Genomic DNA, 19,291 nt, shown 5'->3' on the forward strand with positions numbered 1-19,291 from the left:
TTTGGAGTTGGCTTTTTTACTTAAGGAAGATTCGCAAAGTTTATTGGATAAAAAGACTTAAACAATTTTATACATGTCGATTTTTTAGCGTACTATTCATTAAAATGACATGGTATGATTAAGGGCATTCATAACAAATTTCCAAGGATATAAATGGAGGAGATAGGTTGGTTATTTTTCAAGCGACTTTAAAGGATTTAAACAATTTAACTACTTTGTTTAACGAATACAGAATTTTTTACGGGAAGCAGTCTGATACTGAAGGTGCGAAGGCGTTCATAGAGGAACGAATACAGTTGAATGAATCGGTGATTTATCTTGCGATGGATGAAGGAAGACCGATGGGGTTTGTTCAATTATATCCAATCTTTACGTCAGTAGGCATGTCTCGTAAGTGGTTATTAAACGATTTGTATGTAACAAAGAACTATCGACGCCAAGGTGTTGGAAAAGCGTTAATGAATCAGGCTAAGGAATTCGCCTTAGAAACAAAGGCAGCTGGAATTCTATTAGAAACGGCCAAGGATAATGAAAAGGCTCAAGCCCTATATGAAAGCTTAGGTTATCAAAAAGAAGATACAGTATACTTCTATAACCTTTCTCTATAGCATGTAAACTACTAGTTGAATAGGAGATCTATAATGGTTTTAAAAGTAATTTTAGCACTACTCATACCGTGTTTACTTATTATCCTCTTTACACGTGTTTGCTATAACCACTATGTGGCTACGGCTTTAACAGTAGCTTTACTAATCGCATCATATGTAAAAGGGTACACGGATAATCCTTACATTATATGTTTAGACATGGTCTCGCTAATTGCAGGATATTTCTATGCGCGAAAAATGAAAGCAGACCTTTTAAGGAAGTAAAGGTTTGAGCATAGCTAATAGGAGATATACTAAGAGAAAAGGAGTTACCTGATGGTGCTCTTTTTTTGTGAACCACTTAGATCACAAATATGAGGAACAATCGAGTTGACTTTTTTTGAAGGTTACATAACGAAAAAATTGTAAAAAACTTTACATAAAAAATATACGAACTTTAGTTCGTATATTTAGTGATTTTCTGACTGAATGTGGTAAACTAATACTATCGAAACTTTTTGAATGGAGGCTTATGCGTGAGCGAGCAATTTGAATTAGTCTCAAAATACCAGCCGCAGGGTGATCAGCCTAAAGCTATTGAATCGTTAGTTAACGGAATGAAAAATGGTGAAAAATTTCAAACGTTGCTTGGTGCGACAGGTACTGGAAAGACTTTTACTGTTTCTAATCTTATAAAAGAGGTCAATAAACCAACATTGGTTATTGCTCATAACAAAACATTGGCTGGCCAACTATATAGTGAGTTTAAGGATTTCTTTCCTAATAATGCAGTTGAGTATTTTGTTAGTTACTATGATTATTACCAGCCTGAGGCATATGTTCCACAAACAGATACATTTATTGAAAAAGATGCGAGCATTAATGATGAAATTGATAAGCTTCGTCACTCAGCTACATCCTCATTATTCGAGCGGAATGATGTTATTATTATTGCCAGTGTATCGTGTATCTATGGACTCGGTTCACCAGAGGAATATAAGAAGCTTGTTGTTTCCTTAAGAACGGGTATGGAGATCGAAAGAAATCAGTTATTAAGAAGATTAGTTGATGTTCAATACGAACGGAATGATATAGATTTTAGACGAGGGACATTTCGCGTTCGTGGTGATGTCGTTGAGATATTCCCAGTCTCGAAGGATGAGCAATGCATTCGCGTTGAGTTTTTTGGCGATGAAATTGATCGTATTCGGGAAGTGGATGCTTTAACAGGTGAAATAATGGGTGAGCGCGATCATGTTGCAATCTTTCCTGCATCTCACTTCGTTACAGGGGAAGAGAAGATGGAAAAGGCAATCGTTAACATAGAAGCAGAGCTGGTGGAGCGTTTAGCTGAGATGCGAGAAAATGGCAAAATCCTTGAGGCGCAACGTCTTGAACAAAGAACGAACTATGATCTTGAAATGATGCGTGAAATGGGTTTTTGTTCGGGAATTGAAAACTATTCACGCCATTTAACGCTTCGCCCATCAGGGGCCACACCTTATACATTAATAGACTTCTTTCCAGACGACTTTTTAATCATTGTTGATGAGTCACATGTTACACTCCCACAAATCAGGGGTATGTTTAATGGTGATAAGGCTCGTAAACAAGTGTTGGTTGATCACGGTTTTCGACTGCCTTCAGCGATGGATAACCGACCACTTCGATTTGAAGAGTTCGAAAAACATATCGAGAATATCGTTTTTGTTTCTGCTACACCGGGTCCTTTTGAGATGGAACATACGCCAACAATGATTGAGCAAATCATTCGACCTACTGGCTTACTTGATCCAACAATAGATGTTAGACCGATTGAAGGACAAATTGATGATTTAATCGCAGAAATTCACGCTAGGGTTGAAAAAAATCAACGTGTGTTAATTACCACTTTAACGAAAAAAATGTCTGAAGATCTTACAGACTATTTAAAAGAGATTGGCATAAAGGTAAATTACCTCCATTCTGAAATTAAAACCTTAGAACGAATTGAAATTATTCGTGAGCTACGCCTTGGCAAATACGATGTTCTCGTTGGAATCAATCTATTAAGAGAAGGACTAGATATACCAGAGGTTTCATTAGTAGCCATACTTGATGCCGATAAGGAAGGATTTTTACGTTCAGAACGGTCGCTTATTCAAATAATTGGCCGTGCAGCGCGTAATTCAGATGGTCATGTTATTATGTATGCAAATAAAACGACAAACTCAATGGAAATGGCGTTAAGTGAAACAAAGAGACGTCGTGATATCCAAACTGAATATAATAAAAAGCATGGAGTCACACCAATCACGATACAGAAAGATATTCGTGAAGTCATTCGGGCTACTGTCGCTGCAGAGGAACTAGAGGATTATGAATTCTCTGTTACGAAAAAACTGTCAAAAATGACCAAGAAAGAACGCGACAAGGTCATTTCGGATATGGAAGTCGAAATGAAGGAAGCAGCAAAGGCATTGAACTTCGAGCGTGCTGCAGAGTTGCGTGATTTAATTTTAGAGCTTAAAGCGGAAGGATGAAGCATTATGGCAATGGAACATATCGTTGTGAAAGGAGCGCGCGCTCACAACTTAAAGAATATAGATGTCACCATTCCACGTGATAAACTCGTAGTTTTAACGGGTTTATCTGGTTCAGGAAAGTCATCACTTGCTTTTGATACCATCTATGCAGAAGGACAACGCCGCTATGTTGAATCTTTGTCAGCATATGCTCGTCAATTTCTTGGGCAAATGGATAAACCTGATGTAGATGCAATCGAAGGTTTATCACCAGCTATTTCAATTGATCAAAAAACAACAAGTCGTAATCCGCGCTCCACAGTCGGAACGGTCACTGAAATCTATGATTATCTTCGTCTTTTATTTGCAAGGGTTGGACATCCAACATGCCCTGTTCATGGCATTGAGATATCATCACAAACGATTGAACAAATGGTTGATCGGATTTTGGAATACCCTGAACGAACAAAATTACAGGTGCTAGCTCCAGTTGTATCAGGTCGCAAGGGTACACATGTAAAAGTACTCGAAGACATAAAAAAGCAAGGCTATGTACGTGTACGTGTTGACGGTGAGATGCGGGAGATATCTGATGACATTGAATTAGAGAAAAACAAAAAGCATTCAATCGAGGTTGTGATTGACCGAATTGTTGTGAAAGAAGGGGTTAGTGCTCGTTTAGCAGATTCACTAGAATCAGCTCTCCGCTTTGGTGAGGGAAGAGTGATTATTGATGTGATGGGTGAAGAGGAATTGCTCTTCAGTGAACATCATGCCTGTCCAATCTGCGGCTTTTCAATTGGAGAACTTGAGCCAAGAATGTTTTCGTTTAACAGCCCATTCGGTGCATGCCCTGGGTGTGATGGACTAGGGACTAAGCTAGAGGTTGATTTGGAGCTTATCATTCCCAATAAAGACTTATCACTTAATCAGCATGCAATTGCCCCATGGGAGCCAACAAGTTCACAGTATTATCCGCAATTGTTAAAGGCAATCACTAACCATTATGGAATTGATATGGACATACCTGTGAAAGATCTACCAAAACATTTACTTGATAAAATTCTCTTTGGTAGTGATGGTGAAGAGATTTATTTCCGTTATGAAAATGACTTTGGACAAGTTAGAGAAAATTACATTCAATTTGAAGGTGTCGTCCGTAATGTTGAACGTCGCTATAAAGAAACGAGTTCTGACTATATTCGTGAGCAAATGGAAAAATATATGGCCCAGCAAAATTGTCCTACATGTAAAGGTTATCGTCTAAAGAAGGAAACATTAGCGGTATTAATCAATGGCAATCATATTGGTGAAGTTACCAAGCTATCTGTTCAAGATTCGCTTACCTTTTTCAAAGAGATGTCATTGTCTGAAAAAGAAATGGCGATTGCCAACTTAATCTTTAAGGAAATCATAGAGCGATTAGGCTTTTTAAATAATGTTGGACTTGATTACCTAACATTGAATCGTGCAGCAGGTACTTTGTCTGGTGGAGAAGCACAACGGATTCGTCTTGCCACGCAAATTGGTTCACGACTAACAGGTGTTTTATACATACTTGATGAGCCGTCAATTGGCTTGCATCAACGAGACAATGACCGCCTGATTCAAACGATGAGAAATATGCGTGATATCGGAAATACGTTAATCGTCGTCGAACATGATGAAGATACGATGATTGCAGCAGATTATTTAATTGATATCGGGCCAGGTGCTGGAATTCATGGTGGAGAGATTATTGCTGAGGGTACACCCGAGGACGTTATGAACAACGAAAACTCATTAACAGGTCAATATCTAGTAGGGAAAAAGTTTATCCCACTACCTACCGAAAGAAGAAAGCCTGATGGACGTTATATTGAGATAAAAGGGGCAAAAGAGAATAATCTTAAAAATGTAAGTGTGAAATTCCCCCTTGGTTCATTTATTTCCGTGACAGGTGTTTCTGGTTCGGGAAAAAGTACACTAGTAAATGATATCCTTCATAAATCACTAGCACAAAAGCTTAACAGAGCGAAGACAAAACCTGGAGAACATAAAGAGGTTAAAGGAATCGAGCATCTAGAGAAGGTTATTGATATTGATCAATCACCAATTGGACGTACACCTCGATCTAATCCAGCAACTTACACTGGTGTGTTTGATGACATTCGTGATGTATTTGCAACAACAAATGAAGCTAAAGTACGAGGATACAAAAAGGGCCGTTTCAGCTTCAACGTAAAAGGCGGTCGATGTGAAGCTTGCCGCGGTGATGGGATCATTAAAATAGAAATGCATTTTCTACCAGATGTCTATGTCCCGTGTGAAATTTGTCATGGCAAGCGTTATAACCGAGAAACCCTTGAAGTAACATATAAGGAAAAAAGCATTTCCGATATTCTGGAAATGACCGTAGAAAAAGCAGTAGACTTTTTTGAAAACATTCCTAAAATTAAGCGGAAGCTACAGACAATTTTTGATGTTGGATTAGGATATATCACATTAGGTCAGCCAGCAACAACTCTTTCCGGTGGTGAAGCTCAAAGGGTAAAGCTAGCATCTGAATTACACAAACGTTCACAAGGTCGATCCTTTTACATCCTTGATGAACCAACTACAGGTCTTCATGTCCACGACATTGCTCGACTATTAAAAGTATTGCAACGATTAGTAGAGAATGGTGATACCGTTTTAGTCATTGAACACAACCTCGATGTGATAAAAGCAGCAGACTACCTAGTTGACTTAGGACCTGAAGGTGGCGACAAAGGCGGAGAAATTGTCGGTGTGGGAACACCTGAAGACATCATGAACAATGAAAAATCCTACACAGGTAAATATCTAAAACCTGTGATCGAGCGTGACCGTGAACGAATGAAAAAACGATTGAAAGAAAAAGAGGAAGTCGTTGGTTAATACTTGCTGAGACAATGGATGTTATTTGATAAACACTTTGGAACTCTGATTAGTCGTATCTAATTGGGGTTCTTTTTTCTATACAAAACCAACCCTAGTAGATTTGTTATATTATTTACTTATCCCCCTAATCCTTTTTTCTACTTTTTAATGTTGAAGGTAAAATAACTAACTAAATCAACTAATAGGTAATTTATTCCTATATAATAAAATAGTCGATTCATTGTCAATAACTCTAAGGTAGCTTAAAAATAAATGCCTTGCAATTTTTTTGTAGTTTTTGGAAATTTGTATTGATTGAAATGGAATCATACATTACAATAAAATGGAAGAAAGTATGAGGAGATTATGATGGAAAGAGAATATCTACAAACAAATTTGATTGAGCCCACTAGATTGAAACTATTTCAGGTTTGTAAAGAATTTGGTTACCAATCCAATGAGGCGATGCGTTTAAGTAGGATACTAGATGAGTTAATTAATTTATTTAATGACCATGCATGTGAAGGAAAAAGAATAAAGCATTGACACGTAGAGCCCACATTAATTAAAAATGTGGTTTTTTTATACCAAGTAGTAGTCTGCGTAAGGATTTTTGTTTTACCAAAGTCTTCCTCAAAGAGTGTTATTCTACACAATAAACGATCATACGGACTCTAATAACCTTTCTTATTACCTTCATAATAACAGACGATCGTACAATTAATGAACGGTTAACCTCTTAGAACGATCCTTTCCTTAAAAATAGCTGTTTTCGCAACCTTTGTTGCTATTTACCAAGAAGTGAGGTGTAGCTGATTTCCGCTCCAGATGCTCACCTGTCCCGCTACTCCCGTAGGAGTCTCGCACTTCCGCTCCAATCGACCTTAAATAGTTTTTGTTTGAAAAGCAACAATCTCTTAGAAAAGAACCATTTAAAAACTTTACCAAAAATTAAATACAAAAAATAAAATAGTGAAACCTCTTATCTCTTCATACGTATTAAAGAGAAGGAGATGAATAGTAAAATGGATAAAACGAATAAGTTGATTGCTTCTTTAAATTATTTTAGTGTGTTTTTTGCACCTTTTCTTATGCCCATAGCCATCTATTTTATTGTCGATCACATCGAAGTAAAACAGCATGCTAAAAAGGCTTTGATCTCACATATCATTCCATTCTTATCGATCGTAGCTGTCATTCTTTCGATTGTGTTTAGTGGTTTTTCAAATTCAAGTGAAGCCTTGTTTCTAACTGTATTTTTCGGAGGTATGATTCTTATTGGAATCATTAATATAATTGTATTAATCTGGAATGTTGTCAAGGGAGTTAAATTGTTGTCGACAATATGATGATGACATGATCTTAAAAATAGGGGGATGAGGTACATGAAAGAACAAAGAAAAAGAATTTTGAAGCTTGTTGAAGAGGGAAAGCTATCTGCAGATGAAGCACTAACTTTGATTGAATCCTTAGAAAGTGATGAACAATTAAAAGAGGAAAAGATCACAGCATTATCAACTGATGTGATTGATTTTGAGCATGATCATTCAAACCAAACGACAGAGGATAAACATGCGTCGTTAGGTGCAAAGTTGATGGATTGGGTAGATACAGCTGTGAAGAGAGTAAAAGAAATTGACCTCGATATCAACTTTGGAAAATCAATTGATGTTCATCATATCTACCAATTTCAAGGATCATCGTTTCATGATATTGATATAAATCTCCCTAATGGAAGTATCAATCTACAGGCATGGAATGAGAATGATTGTAGGATCGAATGTGATGCGAAAATGTATCGGGTCGAAAATAAGGAACAGGCTAGAGAAACCTTTTTAACGGAAGTTGAGTGTTTAGTTGAAGGGAGTCGCCTGATTCTTCAAACGGATAAAAAGACAATGAAGATGAATGTAAAAATATTTGTCCCTGAACAATCTTATGAGCAAATAAAGATAAAACTGTTTAATGGTCCGGTAAGAGGGGAAGATTTAAAAGTAGAAAGTCTCAAGGTCAAAACCGCAAATGGCGTTGTATCTTTTTCTGATATCAAGGGTCAAGATGGGGAATTTGAAACAGCAAACGGACAGATTAAGCTTTCAAATTCCAGCTTTAAAAAGCTTGCAGTTGAATCAATTACAGGTCTTATTCAGTTTAATGGATCTGCAGAAAAAATTGATGCTCAAAGCTTCAATGGGAATCTTCAATTAACGGTGACAGAACCATTATGTGAAACGCTATATGCGAAAACAACAACAGGTAATATCGACATTTATACCCCAGAGGAAAGCAGAATGATTGGTGAGTTGAAATCGAATCTGGGTACCTTATCTGCACAACTTAAAGATGTAGATATATCGTTTGAAAAAAATGATACCATTCAAAAGGAATTACGATTTAGAACATCACAAGAAACATCGCTATCATTATTTGCTGACTCGAAAACTGGTTCCATTTCAATAAAAAATACGTAAGGTGGAAGATAATTGAAGAAATTACAGAGATCTCGTTCTGATCGTAAGCTATCCGGAGTACTTGGAGGCTTATCTACTTATTTAGGTATTGACGCATCTGTTTTAAGAATTCTATTTGTGGTCTTAGTGATACCTACTGGCTTTTTTCCGTTGATTTTAGTTTATCTCGCTTGGATTTTCCTTGTTCCTGAAGAATCGGACGATATTTAAAATGACAAGGTGGCTAGTTAGTATTCTGGTGAATGCAATAATTCTTATTGTGGTTGCTGGCTACTTTGATTCCTTTTATTTAAGTGGGATAGGTGCAGCGTTAGGAGCGAGCTTTATCTTATCGGTTTTAAATATCCTTGTAAAGCCCTTTTTGATCATCTTAACATTACCGGTAACCGTATTTACATTAGGTTTGTTTCTGTTTGTCATAAATGCAATAACGTTAATGATCACAGAGGGACTCATGGGTGATGACTTTAAGATCGCTGGTTTTGGGGCAGCGATCCTAGCCGCTGTAGTCATATCCCTGCTAAATCTAATGATACAAAAGGCAATTGTTGAGCCATTGCAAAAGAATAAATGAAATCAGAAAAGAGCCTAAACAAACGTTTAATTAGGCTCTTTTTTGTGTTAATTTTGTTTTGTAGTATGAGAATCCTAAGGCTTTCGTCTCCTGTACCTCTCGTTCTAGCGGGCTTCTTACGTTTATCTAGTTGGAATGGATGGTAATCATTACCTATCTTGTTCTAATGGTAAAAAGTTATTTTTCTACACAGACTATAAATGGGTGAATAGCATGCACAAATACATTAAATCTTTTTGTATAATTTCGATAGCATTCCTTTTTCCAATTGTTACGCCAGCACACCCTGTGATTGGCGAAGTAGTACATCCATCACATATCAAATTAATTGCCTCTAAAAACTTTTATCTTGCTCATCAATATACGTCTGAAACAAACAATCATATGAAAATAAGTGAAAATGCAACAGAAACAGAACCACCAATATCAGGAAACCCTCTGGGTGAAAATGAATTCTCACCTGAAAAGTATGTTTCTCTTTATCAAAAAGATGCAAAGGGAAATGAGACACGTGCTCTGACAAAATTTCCATATCATCGATTTGATGTGAATGTGGACGACGATATCAAATCATCAGACCAAGTAACTATGTATTGGGAGGGGCATTCCTTACCAGGTAGACATGTTACAATGTATGGCTGGAACAATAGGCAAAAAAAGTGGATAGAGCTTGACCATAAAATAGCTGGAACTCATCAGTTTTCATTAAAAGGAAGCATTTTAGCTGATGAATATGTGAACAATCATAAGATAAGTGTGATTGTTCAAGATCAGCTCTCCACTCCTTCGAAAAGTTATGATTACTCGTTTGTTTGGATGACGGATACACAATATTATGCACAAGATCACCCAGCTGTTTTTAAGTCGATTGTGGAATGGATTTCTCAGAATAAAGCAGTGATGAACATTCATTATGTTGTTCATACTGGTGACATAGTGAATAGAGGTGCAAATCACCAGCAATGGCAGCGTGCAGATTCATACATGAACACTTTGGATGTTGCAAAAATTCCTTATGGTGTATTGCCCGGTAATCATGATGTAGGGGAAAGCTATAGTCAATATCAACAATATTTTGGGGAGAATCGATTTCAGCATAAGGATTATTATGGAGGTTCTTACCAGAATAACCGTGGACATTTTGATCTCCTTTCGATAAATGGGAAAGACTATGTTTTTGTTTATATGGGTTGGGATATTGATAAGCTTGAGATTAAGTGGATGAACAAGGTCTTGTCACGTTTCTCTGATCGGACAGCCATTCTCGCCGTTCACGAATACTTACAGGGGAATGGGAAAAGAAGTCATAAAGGGAATGAATTATTTGATAGTGTTGTTGTGCCAAACAATAATGTTATAGCAGTATTATGTGGACATTATCACAGTAGTGAGGTTCTCGTGAATAAAATCGATGATAATGCAGACGGTGTAGTAGATCGACGTGTTTATCAAATTCTTGCTGATTATCAAAAGGCTCCTAATGGAGGAAATGGGTTTATTCGTCTCTTGCATATTGATGAAGAGACAAACTCAATAGATGTACAAACTTATTCACCCTTTTTAGACCAATACCATTTTTATGATAATGGTAAATATCCGAATAAAGATGAATTTACGATGGATGTCGATGTGAAAAAAACGGTGAAAATGATTTCCACAGATTATTTTGAGATGAATGTGTATAAACAATTAACTGGAGAAAGGGTTGTTCATGCTAACAACTACTCACAGTGATTCATGCTAATTTACCTACTAACATCAATCCTTAATTTAAAAACATTATGGAAATATTTAATGATCATAAGTTACTATTAAGGGCAACCATAAAGATAAAAATAGGATTCCACTCTTAGAAAATAGGGTGGAATCCTTTATTTTCTCACCTTCGTGATTATGCAAATCACTGTGAAAGAAGGAAGGAATATAGGATTATGTTGATGTTTGTATATTTCTTGTATAGTTCCGTTTGTTATTCTTAATGTCGAATGTGGAAGAATATATTAGTTCAATTATCCTAATGTAGGAATTTACCATATTCATAGATATTAATTAGGACAAAAGGAGTGAAAAAAATGAAAAGGTTTAGATCTTTAATGGCAGTGTTTTTGAGCACATTGCTGATTCTAGGTGCTTTCATGCCACAGTTTGGTGGACAAGTTGTGCTTGCAGCTGAACTTAATGACATTGAATATAATCCAATAATAGGTGAAGAAGCTCAGGTAGCACCTGATTTTGAGCTTCTGCCCAATGAAGGTGAACAATTTGCAGAAGGGCATATTCGTTTTGATATAAATGATGATGGAGGATATGTATCCACTGAAAAATTATTTTTACCAGATGGTAAAAGTGTAACGTTATCAGACGGTTCAGTTCTTACCGTAGTAGGTGAGCAAATATTGCTTGATGGTGTACCTATTGCATCTGCAAATAGTGAAATTAATGGAGAAGCAGGTCCGCTTCAAATTGATTTGTCAGCACCATTACCAAACGGGAATTTTGAAGAGGGATCAATTGGAAATGGTGTTTCAATTCCAAGTTGGGACATTAATACGTCAATATGGCTAGGGGACTTAGCGACCAAAACAAATGGTCGTACTTATAATAATATAGAAATTAATGGAGATGGTACCTATACGGTAACCGGACCAAATAGCGAGTACACTTATAAGACTAATTCAGATTATCGTGGAAGAACAGGTACTAACACGGGAAATGATTTTCAAAACATAGAAGGTTTTGAAACTGGTTTTAATGGTGGAACATATGTGGAAAAAATCTATATGGACAGTACTCAATCAAGCCAAGCTCTAGAAATAGGTTTCTTAAATGCTAACCTCTTGAACGGAGATTACTCCAAAGCAGACGGGAAAATTGCATCTTCTTTCGGAATGGAAGCCGTGAGTGAAACATTCAAGGCGAATCAAGGTGATAATTTATGGTTTGATTGGCAAGCGAATGATGGTGGCGATGACTATGAAGTTTATGGTTTTCTAGTAAATGAAGTAACTGGTGAGCACACAGAAATTCTTTATGGTAGAGGGTCTGCACAAGCTTGGACAACTAATTCAGGAATTGTCCCAGAAAACGGAACATATCGATTCCGTTTTGTCGCAGGATCGTTTAACAAAACAGATGGTACACTACATGGTGCGACATTAAGTATTGACAACATTCGTGTTGTTAGTTCAAAAATAGTTGAAGGTGTTGTTGATGGAATTGCTCAACTCGTACACTATAAAAACACAGAATATAGCGGGAACCGTCCGGTTGAGATTTCTGTTAAGAATAGTGAAGGTGGCCTAAGTACTATAAAGGGTGATGGCAATCTCACTATTAATATGTCTACTAAAGAAGAAGCTTCTACTGCTTTGGGGAATTCATTAACAATTGAAGTCCCTGCAGATAAAGCATTACTATATGATTCAACTGGTCCAACGATAACAGGGAAAACAGAACCAAGTTCAGCCGTTTCTGTTAAAGTAACTGATCCAGCAGGCAATACCAAGTTTGATGGACCTGCAACTGTTGATCAAGATGGAAAATGGTCGATTAAACTTAATGACGCATTAATTAAAGGTGAGTATACAATCGAAGCAAAAGCTTCAAAAGGTGGAGTTGAAGTAACAGAGGCATCAACCTTCCACTTTGTGAATAAAACTGATCTTGAAAATTACTATAATCAAGTAAAAGATCTTGTTAAAGAGCAATATCGGGATGGATGGGATAATGATGATACGGATAGTGACATTGAATTTGCACCTGCACTTGATGCAGCTAAGGGAGTTTTAGCCCAAATTGATGATGGCACTGGAACTCCAAGTCAAGCAGATATTGATCAAGCATTTAAAAACCTAGAAGATGCAAAGATAGCGCTTGAAAAAAAATCACCATTAGAAACTAATCCAGCTTCATATGAGCATGGTAAACAGGAAATCACAATTGATTTTGATAAAGACGTAAAACTAAATGCAGACGATCCAAAAGAAGGGTTTACTGTTGTTGTTGACGGAGAGCCTTATCAAGTAACAAATGCAGTAGCTAATGGCGACAAAGTAACGTTAACCGTTGACAAGCCTTTATCAAGTGATGCTGGAGAAGTTGTTGTAGATTATACACCTGACGATACTCCAAATCTATATGGTGATGAGGACAATGGTACTGCTGACGAACAGTTTAATATCGTCGCAACAGACGCTTTTGGTGCTGGTCTCCAAATAATCGGAACAAAAGGTAATACAGATGATCGTACACCACCATTTAACGGTGGGATTTATGCTGATGCAGACAGAGTAACGTTGACCATAGTTGACGAAAAAGGTACTGAATATGTAGTCAATGCAGTCGCAACGATTAACGGCGAAGGCTGGATATTTGAAGATTGGACAGATTTAGAAGGACTTGTACCAGGTGACTACACAGTTCACGTTACCGCAAAAGATGACGATACTGAAAGAACTGTCACAAAATCAGCCGATTTTACAGTCGTTGATAAAGAAACTTTAGAATCTGCAGTAGAAAGTGCAGAGAAATTAGTTGAAGACGATCATCGTGCAGGTTGGGAAGACTTTGCTAAAGAAATTGATGAAGCACAAGTGGTATTAGCTAACCCGACAGCATCTCAAGATGAAGTTCAGGCAGCATTAGACGACCTTCAAGCAAAAAGAGATGCATTAGAAAAACATACACCAGTAGAAACAAAAACAGCTTCATTTGAGCACGATAAACAAGAAATCACAATTGATTTTGATAAAAACGTAACATTAAATGCAGAGGATCCAAAAGAGGGATTTACTGTTGTTGTTGACGGAGAGCCTTATCAAGTAACAAATGCAGTAACTAATGGTGATAAAGTAACGTTAACCGTTGACAGACCTCTATCGAGTGATGTTGGAGAAGTTGTTATAAAATATACACCTGACGATACTCCAAATCTATACGGTGATGAGGAAAATGGTACTGCTGACAAAGAGTTTACAATCGTCGCAAAAGACGAATTTGGCGCATCACTTCAAATCATTACTACAAAAGGAAATACGGATGACCAAACGCCAAACTTTACGGGAACTGCTCACCAAGATGCAGATAAAGTAACTTTAACCTTCTATGATAGCGAAGGAAAAGCAGTTCTTAAAGATGTACCGGCAACTTTAAATAAAGATAATACTTGGACCTACACGGTTTCTGAAAGGTATAAACTTATATTCGGTGAGTACACATTCAAAGCAACAGCAACAAACACTGAAGATGGAAGAACAGTCACAAAATCAGATGATTTCACAGTTGTTAACAAAGAAGAACTTCAAGCTGAGAAAGATGAAGTAGAAAAGTTTGTAGCTGAAGATTATCGTGCAGGTTGGGCTGAGTTTAAAGATGCCCGAGAACATGCTGATAGCGTTCTTAAAGATCCTAAAGCTTCTCAAAAGAACGTTGATAAGGCATTAGCTGATCTTCAAGCAAAAAGAGATTTATTAGAAAAGCATCCACCAGTAGAAGATAATCCAGCTTCATACGAGCATGGAAAGCAAGAAATCACAATTGAGTTTGATAAAAACGTAAAATTAACTAATGCAGAGAATCCAAAAGAAGGATTTACTGTAACAGTTGACGGGAAATCTTATCAAGTCACAAAGGCAGAGGCTAATGGAAATAAAATAACGTTAACCGTTGACAAGCCATTATCAAGTGATGCAGAAGAAGTTGTTGTAGAATATATTCCAAACAAAACGCCAAACCTATATGGTAATGAGGAAAATGGTACGGCTGACGAACAGTTTACCATTGTTGCAATAGACCAATTTGGAGCTGGACTACAAATAATTGGAACAAAAGGTAATACAGATGATCGGACACCACCGTTTAATGGTGAGGTTCATAATGAAGCAGACAGCGTGACGTTGACGATTGTTGACGGAAAAGGTACTGAATATTTAGTAGACGCAATCGCTATGATTAACGGCGAAGGTTGGATATTTGAAGAATGGACAGGTTTAGAAGAACTTATACCAGGTGATTACACAGTTCACGTTACTTCAAAAGATAATGAGACTGAAAGAACAATTACCAAATCAGCTACTTTCATAGTTGTTGATAAAACGAGTTTAGAAGATGCAGTAGAAAGTGCAGAGAAATTAGCTAAAGACGATCATCGCGAAGGATGGAAAAAATTCGCTAAAGAACTTGATGAAGCACAAGCGGTAGTAGATAAACCGACAGCAACTCAAGATGAAATTCAGGCAGCATTAGACGATCTTCAAGCAGCAAGAGATGCTCTTGAAAAACATGCTCCAGTAGCTGAAGATGCAAGCTTTGAACATGGATACAATGAAATTACTGTTGAATTTGACAAAGATGTAACATTTGCTAGCGGTGAAATAGATCCTAAAGCAGGATTTACAGTAACAATTGATGGTAAAAAAGTGGAAGTCATTTCAGCTGAATTAGTTGAAGTAGATCCTGAAGGGAAAACAAACAAAGTGAAGTTAACTTTACCAGAAGGCACTACACTATCTAGTGATGCTTATGTAGAAGTAGACTACAACGAAGAAGCAGGTAGTTCAAACCTTGTCGGTGAAGAAGAAAACGGAACAGCAGTAGAAAACTTCACGTTCCAAGCTGGTGATCTATTCGGACATGCACTGCAAATAGATGATCCAGATGGTATTACGAATGATACAACACCAATTATTGCTGGAACAGCTGATGCAGGTGCAGATAGTGCAATAATAACAGTGACAGGTCCAGATGGTGAGGAAATCGTTGTCGATGCAGCTAATTTAACGATTAATCCAGATGGCACTTGGACATATCAGATTGAAGATAAGCTCGCTCCAGGTGAATACGTAGTTGAAGTAACAACTTCAGAAGCAGGAAGAACTAATGTAACAAAATATCACAATTTCATCGTCGTTGACAAAGCAAAGCTTATAGCGAAGGATGATGAAATCACCGATCAAAAATTAAAAGAAAATGAGTACACAGACGATTCATGGGCTAATTTGGAAAAAGCATCTAAGCATGCTAATGAAGTTATCGCTGATCCTGAAGCAACGCAAGCAGTAGTGAATCAAGCACTAGCTAATTTACAAAAAGCTTACGATGAACTCGTATACAAAGCAGCATTAGCAAAAGAAGAAAAAGAAGCTGCTAACTTAATACCAAGCAACTATTCTGTTGCGAGCTGGGGAGCATATCAAGCAGCACTTACTCATGCTCAAGAAGTGTTAAGTAACTTAGAATCAACTCAAGAAGAAATTGACGCAGCAACACTAGCATTAGCGCAAGCTCGTGCAGCTTTAACAGTTGACAAAATAATGCTTCAGGCAGAAGCAAAGCAATCAAATCAGCTTAACAGTGCAGATTATTCACATGCAAGCTGGAAAAACTACAAATCAGTATTAAAAGCAGCACATGCTATAATAAGCGACCCACATGCAACACAAGCAGAAGTAGATGCAGCGGAGAAGGCATTAGCAGAAGCACGTGCAGCACTTACTGTCGATAAAGAGCTGCTAGATAAAGAAGAGAAAATGTCTGACAAATTAAAAGAAAATCACTATACACCAGCAAGCTGGAAAGCTTATCAGAAGGCTTTGGAGCATGCAAAGAGAGTATTAGCTGATGAAAATGCAACACAAGCAGAAGTAGATGTAGCATTAGTAGGATTGTCAGATGCTCATAAAGCATTAGAAACAAAACAAGAATTACCTAATACAGCAACAAATTTATATAATTCGTTACTAATAGGGATAGTAATTCTATTGGTAGGCGTTATCCCTTTTATTGGGAAACGCCGAAGAAAAACTATATAAGATTATTCAAAACGTTTGTAAACAAGGAAAAGTTTGATACAGCAAGATAAATCATCATGATTCACAATAAAAGGGCTGTCAGATATTATCTGCCAGCCTTTTTATTAATTTGACGAAAAAACCCAAATTCTCATATTGGAGTGGAAGTTAGTGTATATGGAAGGCAGTTATAACTACTATATTGTGGCACTTTCAGTATTAATTGCTATATTAGCATCGTATTCCGCATTAAGTATAGTAGGGAAAATTTCACTAGCAAGTGGGAAGTACAAGTTATTTTGGCTTTTGGCAGGTTCTTTAGTAATGGGAAGTGGTGTTTGGTCCATGCATTTTATCGGAATGCTTGCATTTCACCTGCATGTGTCAGTGAAATATGATATCTGGCTCACCTTACTGTCGATGTTAGCCAGTTTGATTACTTCTCTCATTGCGTTTTTTATCACGATGCCAATGAATATTAATTGGTACAAAATTGCTTTAAGTGGCACTATTATGGGCATCGGGATCGTCTCGATGCATTATACCGGAATGGAAGCCATGATTATGGATGTTGAATATACATATGACATGAATTTATGGGTATTGTCAGTAATTATAGCTTTCGTCGCTTCATATGCGGCATTATTTTTGTTTCTTCGTTTTCGAAATCAGTCGGCTAGTTGGTTAAAGTGGTGGTCTGCGATTATTATGGGGGTTGCGATATGTGGGATGCACTACACGGGGATGAAAGCGGCAAGGTTTCACAATCATTCGGGCATGATGATGGAGCATGTCCAATCCATTGATCTTTTACTACTTTATGTTGTGACTGTAACGATCTTTATCATCTTGGTTGTTTCTTGGGGGGCGATGTTCTTTGATCGCCATGTATTGGAAAAAATGGCTTATCAAGATACCATCACAGGATTACCAAATCGTAATGAAATGAATCGTTTTTTTGATACTCACATAAGTAATGAGAGTATAGGGGTTTTATTCCTCGACTTGGATCAGTTTAAAGCGATCAATGACACATTGGGTCATGATATAGGTGACCTACTCGTTCAAGAAGTTGGTATTCGGTTGCGCCAGTTTATTCGTGATGATCAACAAGCGTTTCGAATTGGAGGAGATGAGTTTTTGATCATTGTCAAACGTTGTGACCAGAAACGAGCGGAACAACTAGCAGAGCAAATTTTACATAGTATTAAGAAAGTATATCGCATTGAAGGAAATGAATTATATGTCACCGGAAGTATCGGAATTAGTATAGGAACAATCAAACAGTCGGAGCGTTCCGTTCTCCTTAAAACAGCTGATACAGCGATGTATAAGGCAAAAGGTTTAGGAAAGAACCGATATTGTGTCTATAACGAGGAAATGGGAGCCAAAGAAGTTCGGAGAATGGAGTTAGAAAAGGATATACAAATGGCTCTTGAGAATAATCAGCTTTATCTAGTGTATCAACCGAAATGGAATGTGAAGACGAATAGTTTGTATGGATTTGAGGCATTATTACGGTGGGAACACCCGAGGTTAGGTTTCGTTTCTCCAGATGAGTTTATTCCCATTGTGGAAGAGACAGGTTTGATTATACCTATTACAAATTGGGTCTTAGAAAATGCGTGTCGTCAATGCAAAAAGTGGCAGAATCAAGGGGTTACTCAGCCAGTTTCCATGAATCTTTCGATCGGGCTTTTTCAGTCAGGTAATTTATTAGAATTGGTTCAATCTGTGTTGGAAAAAGAGGAGTTAGACCCTCAGTTGATTGAATTGGAGATCACAGAATCCATGGTACTTTATGACCTGAATGATATAATCTTACAACTTCAAAGTATTCGTTCATTAGGTGTGAGGATTTCAATGGATGACTTTGGTACAGGTTATTCATCGATTGGAATACTTGATCGAATTCCCATTGATGCACTTAAATTGGATCGGTTATTTACCGATGATTTAGAAACACCAAAAAAGCATGCAATCATTAATGCCATTATGTTAATGGCGGAAGATCTTAATCTGGATGTTATCGCCGAGGGTGTAGAAAATCAGGATCACATTGAACATTTAGTTGAATTGGGCTGTCATGTGATGCAGGGCTATTTCTATGGAAAGCCAATGAAGGTTGCAGAAATTAATGAATGGATCAAAAATCATAATGAAAATAATGTAAAAGCTTCGGGTTGAGTGATTAATAGGTGGATACGTGTGAATAGATAGACCAAGACTGTAATTTTATTGAGGAAAAGGTGATTTGATGAGAGAGGACCGGTTACCTCCAGAGGATATAGAAGTAAAAAAAGAATAAGCTAATTTTCTATTGTGTACTTGCTATTAGCGTCGTTATTACTAGTGTGATAGTAACTTATCTTTTGAGTGCTTTTTAACAAAAACTCATTTAATCTTAATGTCTTATTTAAGGTACTAGTTTAAGTCCAGGACAGACAAACCTAATAACTGAGAAGGTGCTGAGTTGCTTAGTCATTTT

The 19,291-nt window shown here is 37.1% G+C and carries 12 protein-coding genes; all 12 read left to right on the forward strand.

Annotated elements, in window-relative coordinates; all coding sequences use genetic code 11:
• Nucleotides 1–167: 167 nt before the first annotated feature.
• The 12 genes from AC6CHR_RS18565 (at nucleotide 168) to AC6CHR_RS18620 (ending at nucleotide 18,990) form a co-directional block, all read left to right on the forward strand.
• Complete coding sequence (locus AC6CHR_RS18565; RefSeq protein ID WP_498250503.1) at nucleotides 168–608, forward strand: GNAT family N-acetyltransferase; 441 nt, start codon at nucleotides 168–170, stop codon at nucleotides 606–608.
• A 33-nt stretch (nucleotides 609–641) separates the two neighbouring features.
• On the forward strand, nucleotides 642–872 hold the full coding sequence (locus AC6CHR_RS18570; protein WP_498250504.1) for a DUF2198 family protein: 231 nt from the start codon (nucleotides 642–644) through the stop codon (nucleotides 870–872).
• Nucleotides 873–1,123: 251 nt separating this feature from the next.
• Entirely contained in the window at nucleotides 1,124–3,109 is a 1,986-nt protein-coding gene (uvrB, locus tag AC6CHR_RS18575; RefSeq protein WP_498250505.1) for an excinuclease ABC subunit UvrB, read from the forward strand.
• Between the two features lie 6 nt (nucleotides 3,110–3,115).
• Complete coding sequence (uvrA, locus tag AC6CHR_RS18580; protein WP_498250506.1) at nucleotides 3,116–5,989, forward strand: excinuclease ABC subunit UvrA; 2,874 nt, start codon at nucleotides 3,116–3,118, stop codon at nucleotides 5,987–5,989.
• Between the two features lie 351 nt (nucleotides 5,990–6,340).
• Nucleotides 6,341–6,517, forward strand: a complete 177-nt coding sequence (locus AC6CHR_RS18585) for an aspartyl-phosphate phosphatase Spo0E family protein (RefSeq protein WP_498250507.1) — start codon at nucleotides 6,341–6,343, stop codon at nucleotides 6,515–6,517.
• A gap of 479 nt (nucleotides 6,518–6,996) precedes the next feature.
• Nucleotides 6,997–7,320, forward strand: a complete 324-nt coding sequence (locus AC6CHR_RS18590) for a magnetosome magnetite crystal formation protein family (protein ID WP_498250508.1) — start codon at nucleotides 6,997–6,999, stop codon at nucleotides 7,318–7,320.
• Between the two features lie 36 nt (nucleotides 7,321–7,356).
• Entirely contained in the window at nucleotides 7,357–8,442 is a 1,086-nt protein-coding gene (locus AC6CHR_RS18595) for a DUF4097 family beta strand repeat-containing protein (RefSeq protein WP_498250509.1), read from the forward strand.
• A 12-nt stretch (nucleotides 8,443–8,454) separates the two neighbouring features.
• Nucleotides 8,455–8,652 carry a PspC domain-containing protein gene (locus tag AC6CHR_RS18600; protein ID WP_498250510.1) on the forward strand — a complete coding sequence of 66 codons (198 nt, stop codon included), beginning with the start codon at nucleotides 8,455–8,457 and terminating at the stop codon, nucleotides 8,650–8,652.
• Nucleotide 8,653: 1 nt separating this feature from the next.
• Nucleotides 8,654–9,016, forward strand: coding sequence for a phage holin family protein (locus AC6CHR_RS18605; protein WP_498250511.1), 363 nt, complete (start codon nucleotides 8,654–8,656; stop codon nucleotides 9,014–9,016).
• A 213-nt stretch (nucleotides 9,017–9,229) separates the two neighbouring features.
• On the forward strand, nucleotides 9,230–10,750 hold the full coding sequence (locus AC6CHR_RS18610) for a metallophosphoesterase (protein ID WP_498250512.1): 1,521 nt from the start codon (nucleotides 9,230–9,232) through the stop codon (nucleotides 10,748–10,750).
• Nucleotides 10,751–11,088: 338 nt separating this feature from the next.
• On the forward strand, nucleotides 11,089–16,824 hold the full coding sequence (locus tag AC6CHR_RS18615) for an Ig-like domain-containing protein (RefSeq protein WP_498250513.1): 5,736 nt from the start codon (nucleotides 11,089–11,091) through the stop codon (nucleotides 16,822–16,824).
• Nucleotides 16,825–16,980: 156 nt separating this feature from the next.
• Nucleotides 16,981–18,990: a bifunctional diguanylate cyclase/phosphodiesterase gene (locus tag AC6CHR_RS18620; protein ID WP_498250514.1), complete on the forward strand. Its 2,010-nt coding sequence runs from the start codon at nucleotides 16,981–16,983 to the stop codon at nucleotides 18,988–18,990.
• The last annotated feature ends 301 nt before the right edge of the window (nucleotides 18,991–19,291 follow it).

The sequence above is a fragment of the Metabacillus sp. GQ13 genome (genome assembly GCF_059758525.1).

Excerpts from the sequence above, each read along its gene's own strand:
- uvrA (WP_498250506.1), top strand. The coding sequence starts at position 3,116 with ATGGCAATGGAACATATCGTTGTGAAAGGAGCGCGCGCTCACAACTTA.
- AC6CHR_RS18570 (WP_498250504.1), top strand. The coding sequence starts at position 642 with ATGGTTTTAAAAGTAATTTTAGCACTACTCATACCGTGTTTACTTATT.
- AC6CHR_RS18615 (WP_498250513.1), top strand. The coding sequence starts at position 11,089 with ATGAAAAGGTTTAGATCTTTAATGGCAGTGTTTTTGAGCACATTGCTG.
- AC6CHR_RS18585 (WP_498250507.1), top strand. The coding sequence starts at position 6,341 with ATGGAAAGAGAATATCTACAAACAAATTTGATTGAGCCCACTAGATTG.
- AC6CHR_RS18620 (WP_498250514.1), top strand. The coding sequence starts at position 16,981 with ATGGAAGGCAGTTATAACTACTATATTGTGGCACTTTCAGTATTAATT.
- AC6CHR_RS18610 (WP_498250512.1), top strand. The coding sequence starts at position 9,230 with ATGCACAAATACATTAAATCTTTTTGTATAATTTCGATAGCATTCCTT.
- AC6CHR_RS18590 (WP_498250508.1), top strand. The coding sequence starts at position 6,997 with ATGGATAAAACGAATAAGTTGATTGCTTCTTTAAATTATTTTAGTGTG.
- AC6CHR_RS18595 (WP_498250509.1), top strand. The coding sequence starts at position 7,357 with ATGAAAGAACAAAGAAAAAGAATTTTGAAGCTTGTTGAAGAGGGAAAG.
- AC6CHR_RS18605 (WP_498250511.1), top strand. The coding sequence starts at position 8,654 with ATGACAAGGTGGCTAGTTAGTATTCTGGTGAATGCAATAATTCTTATT.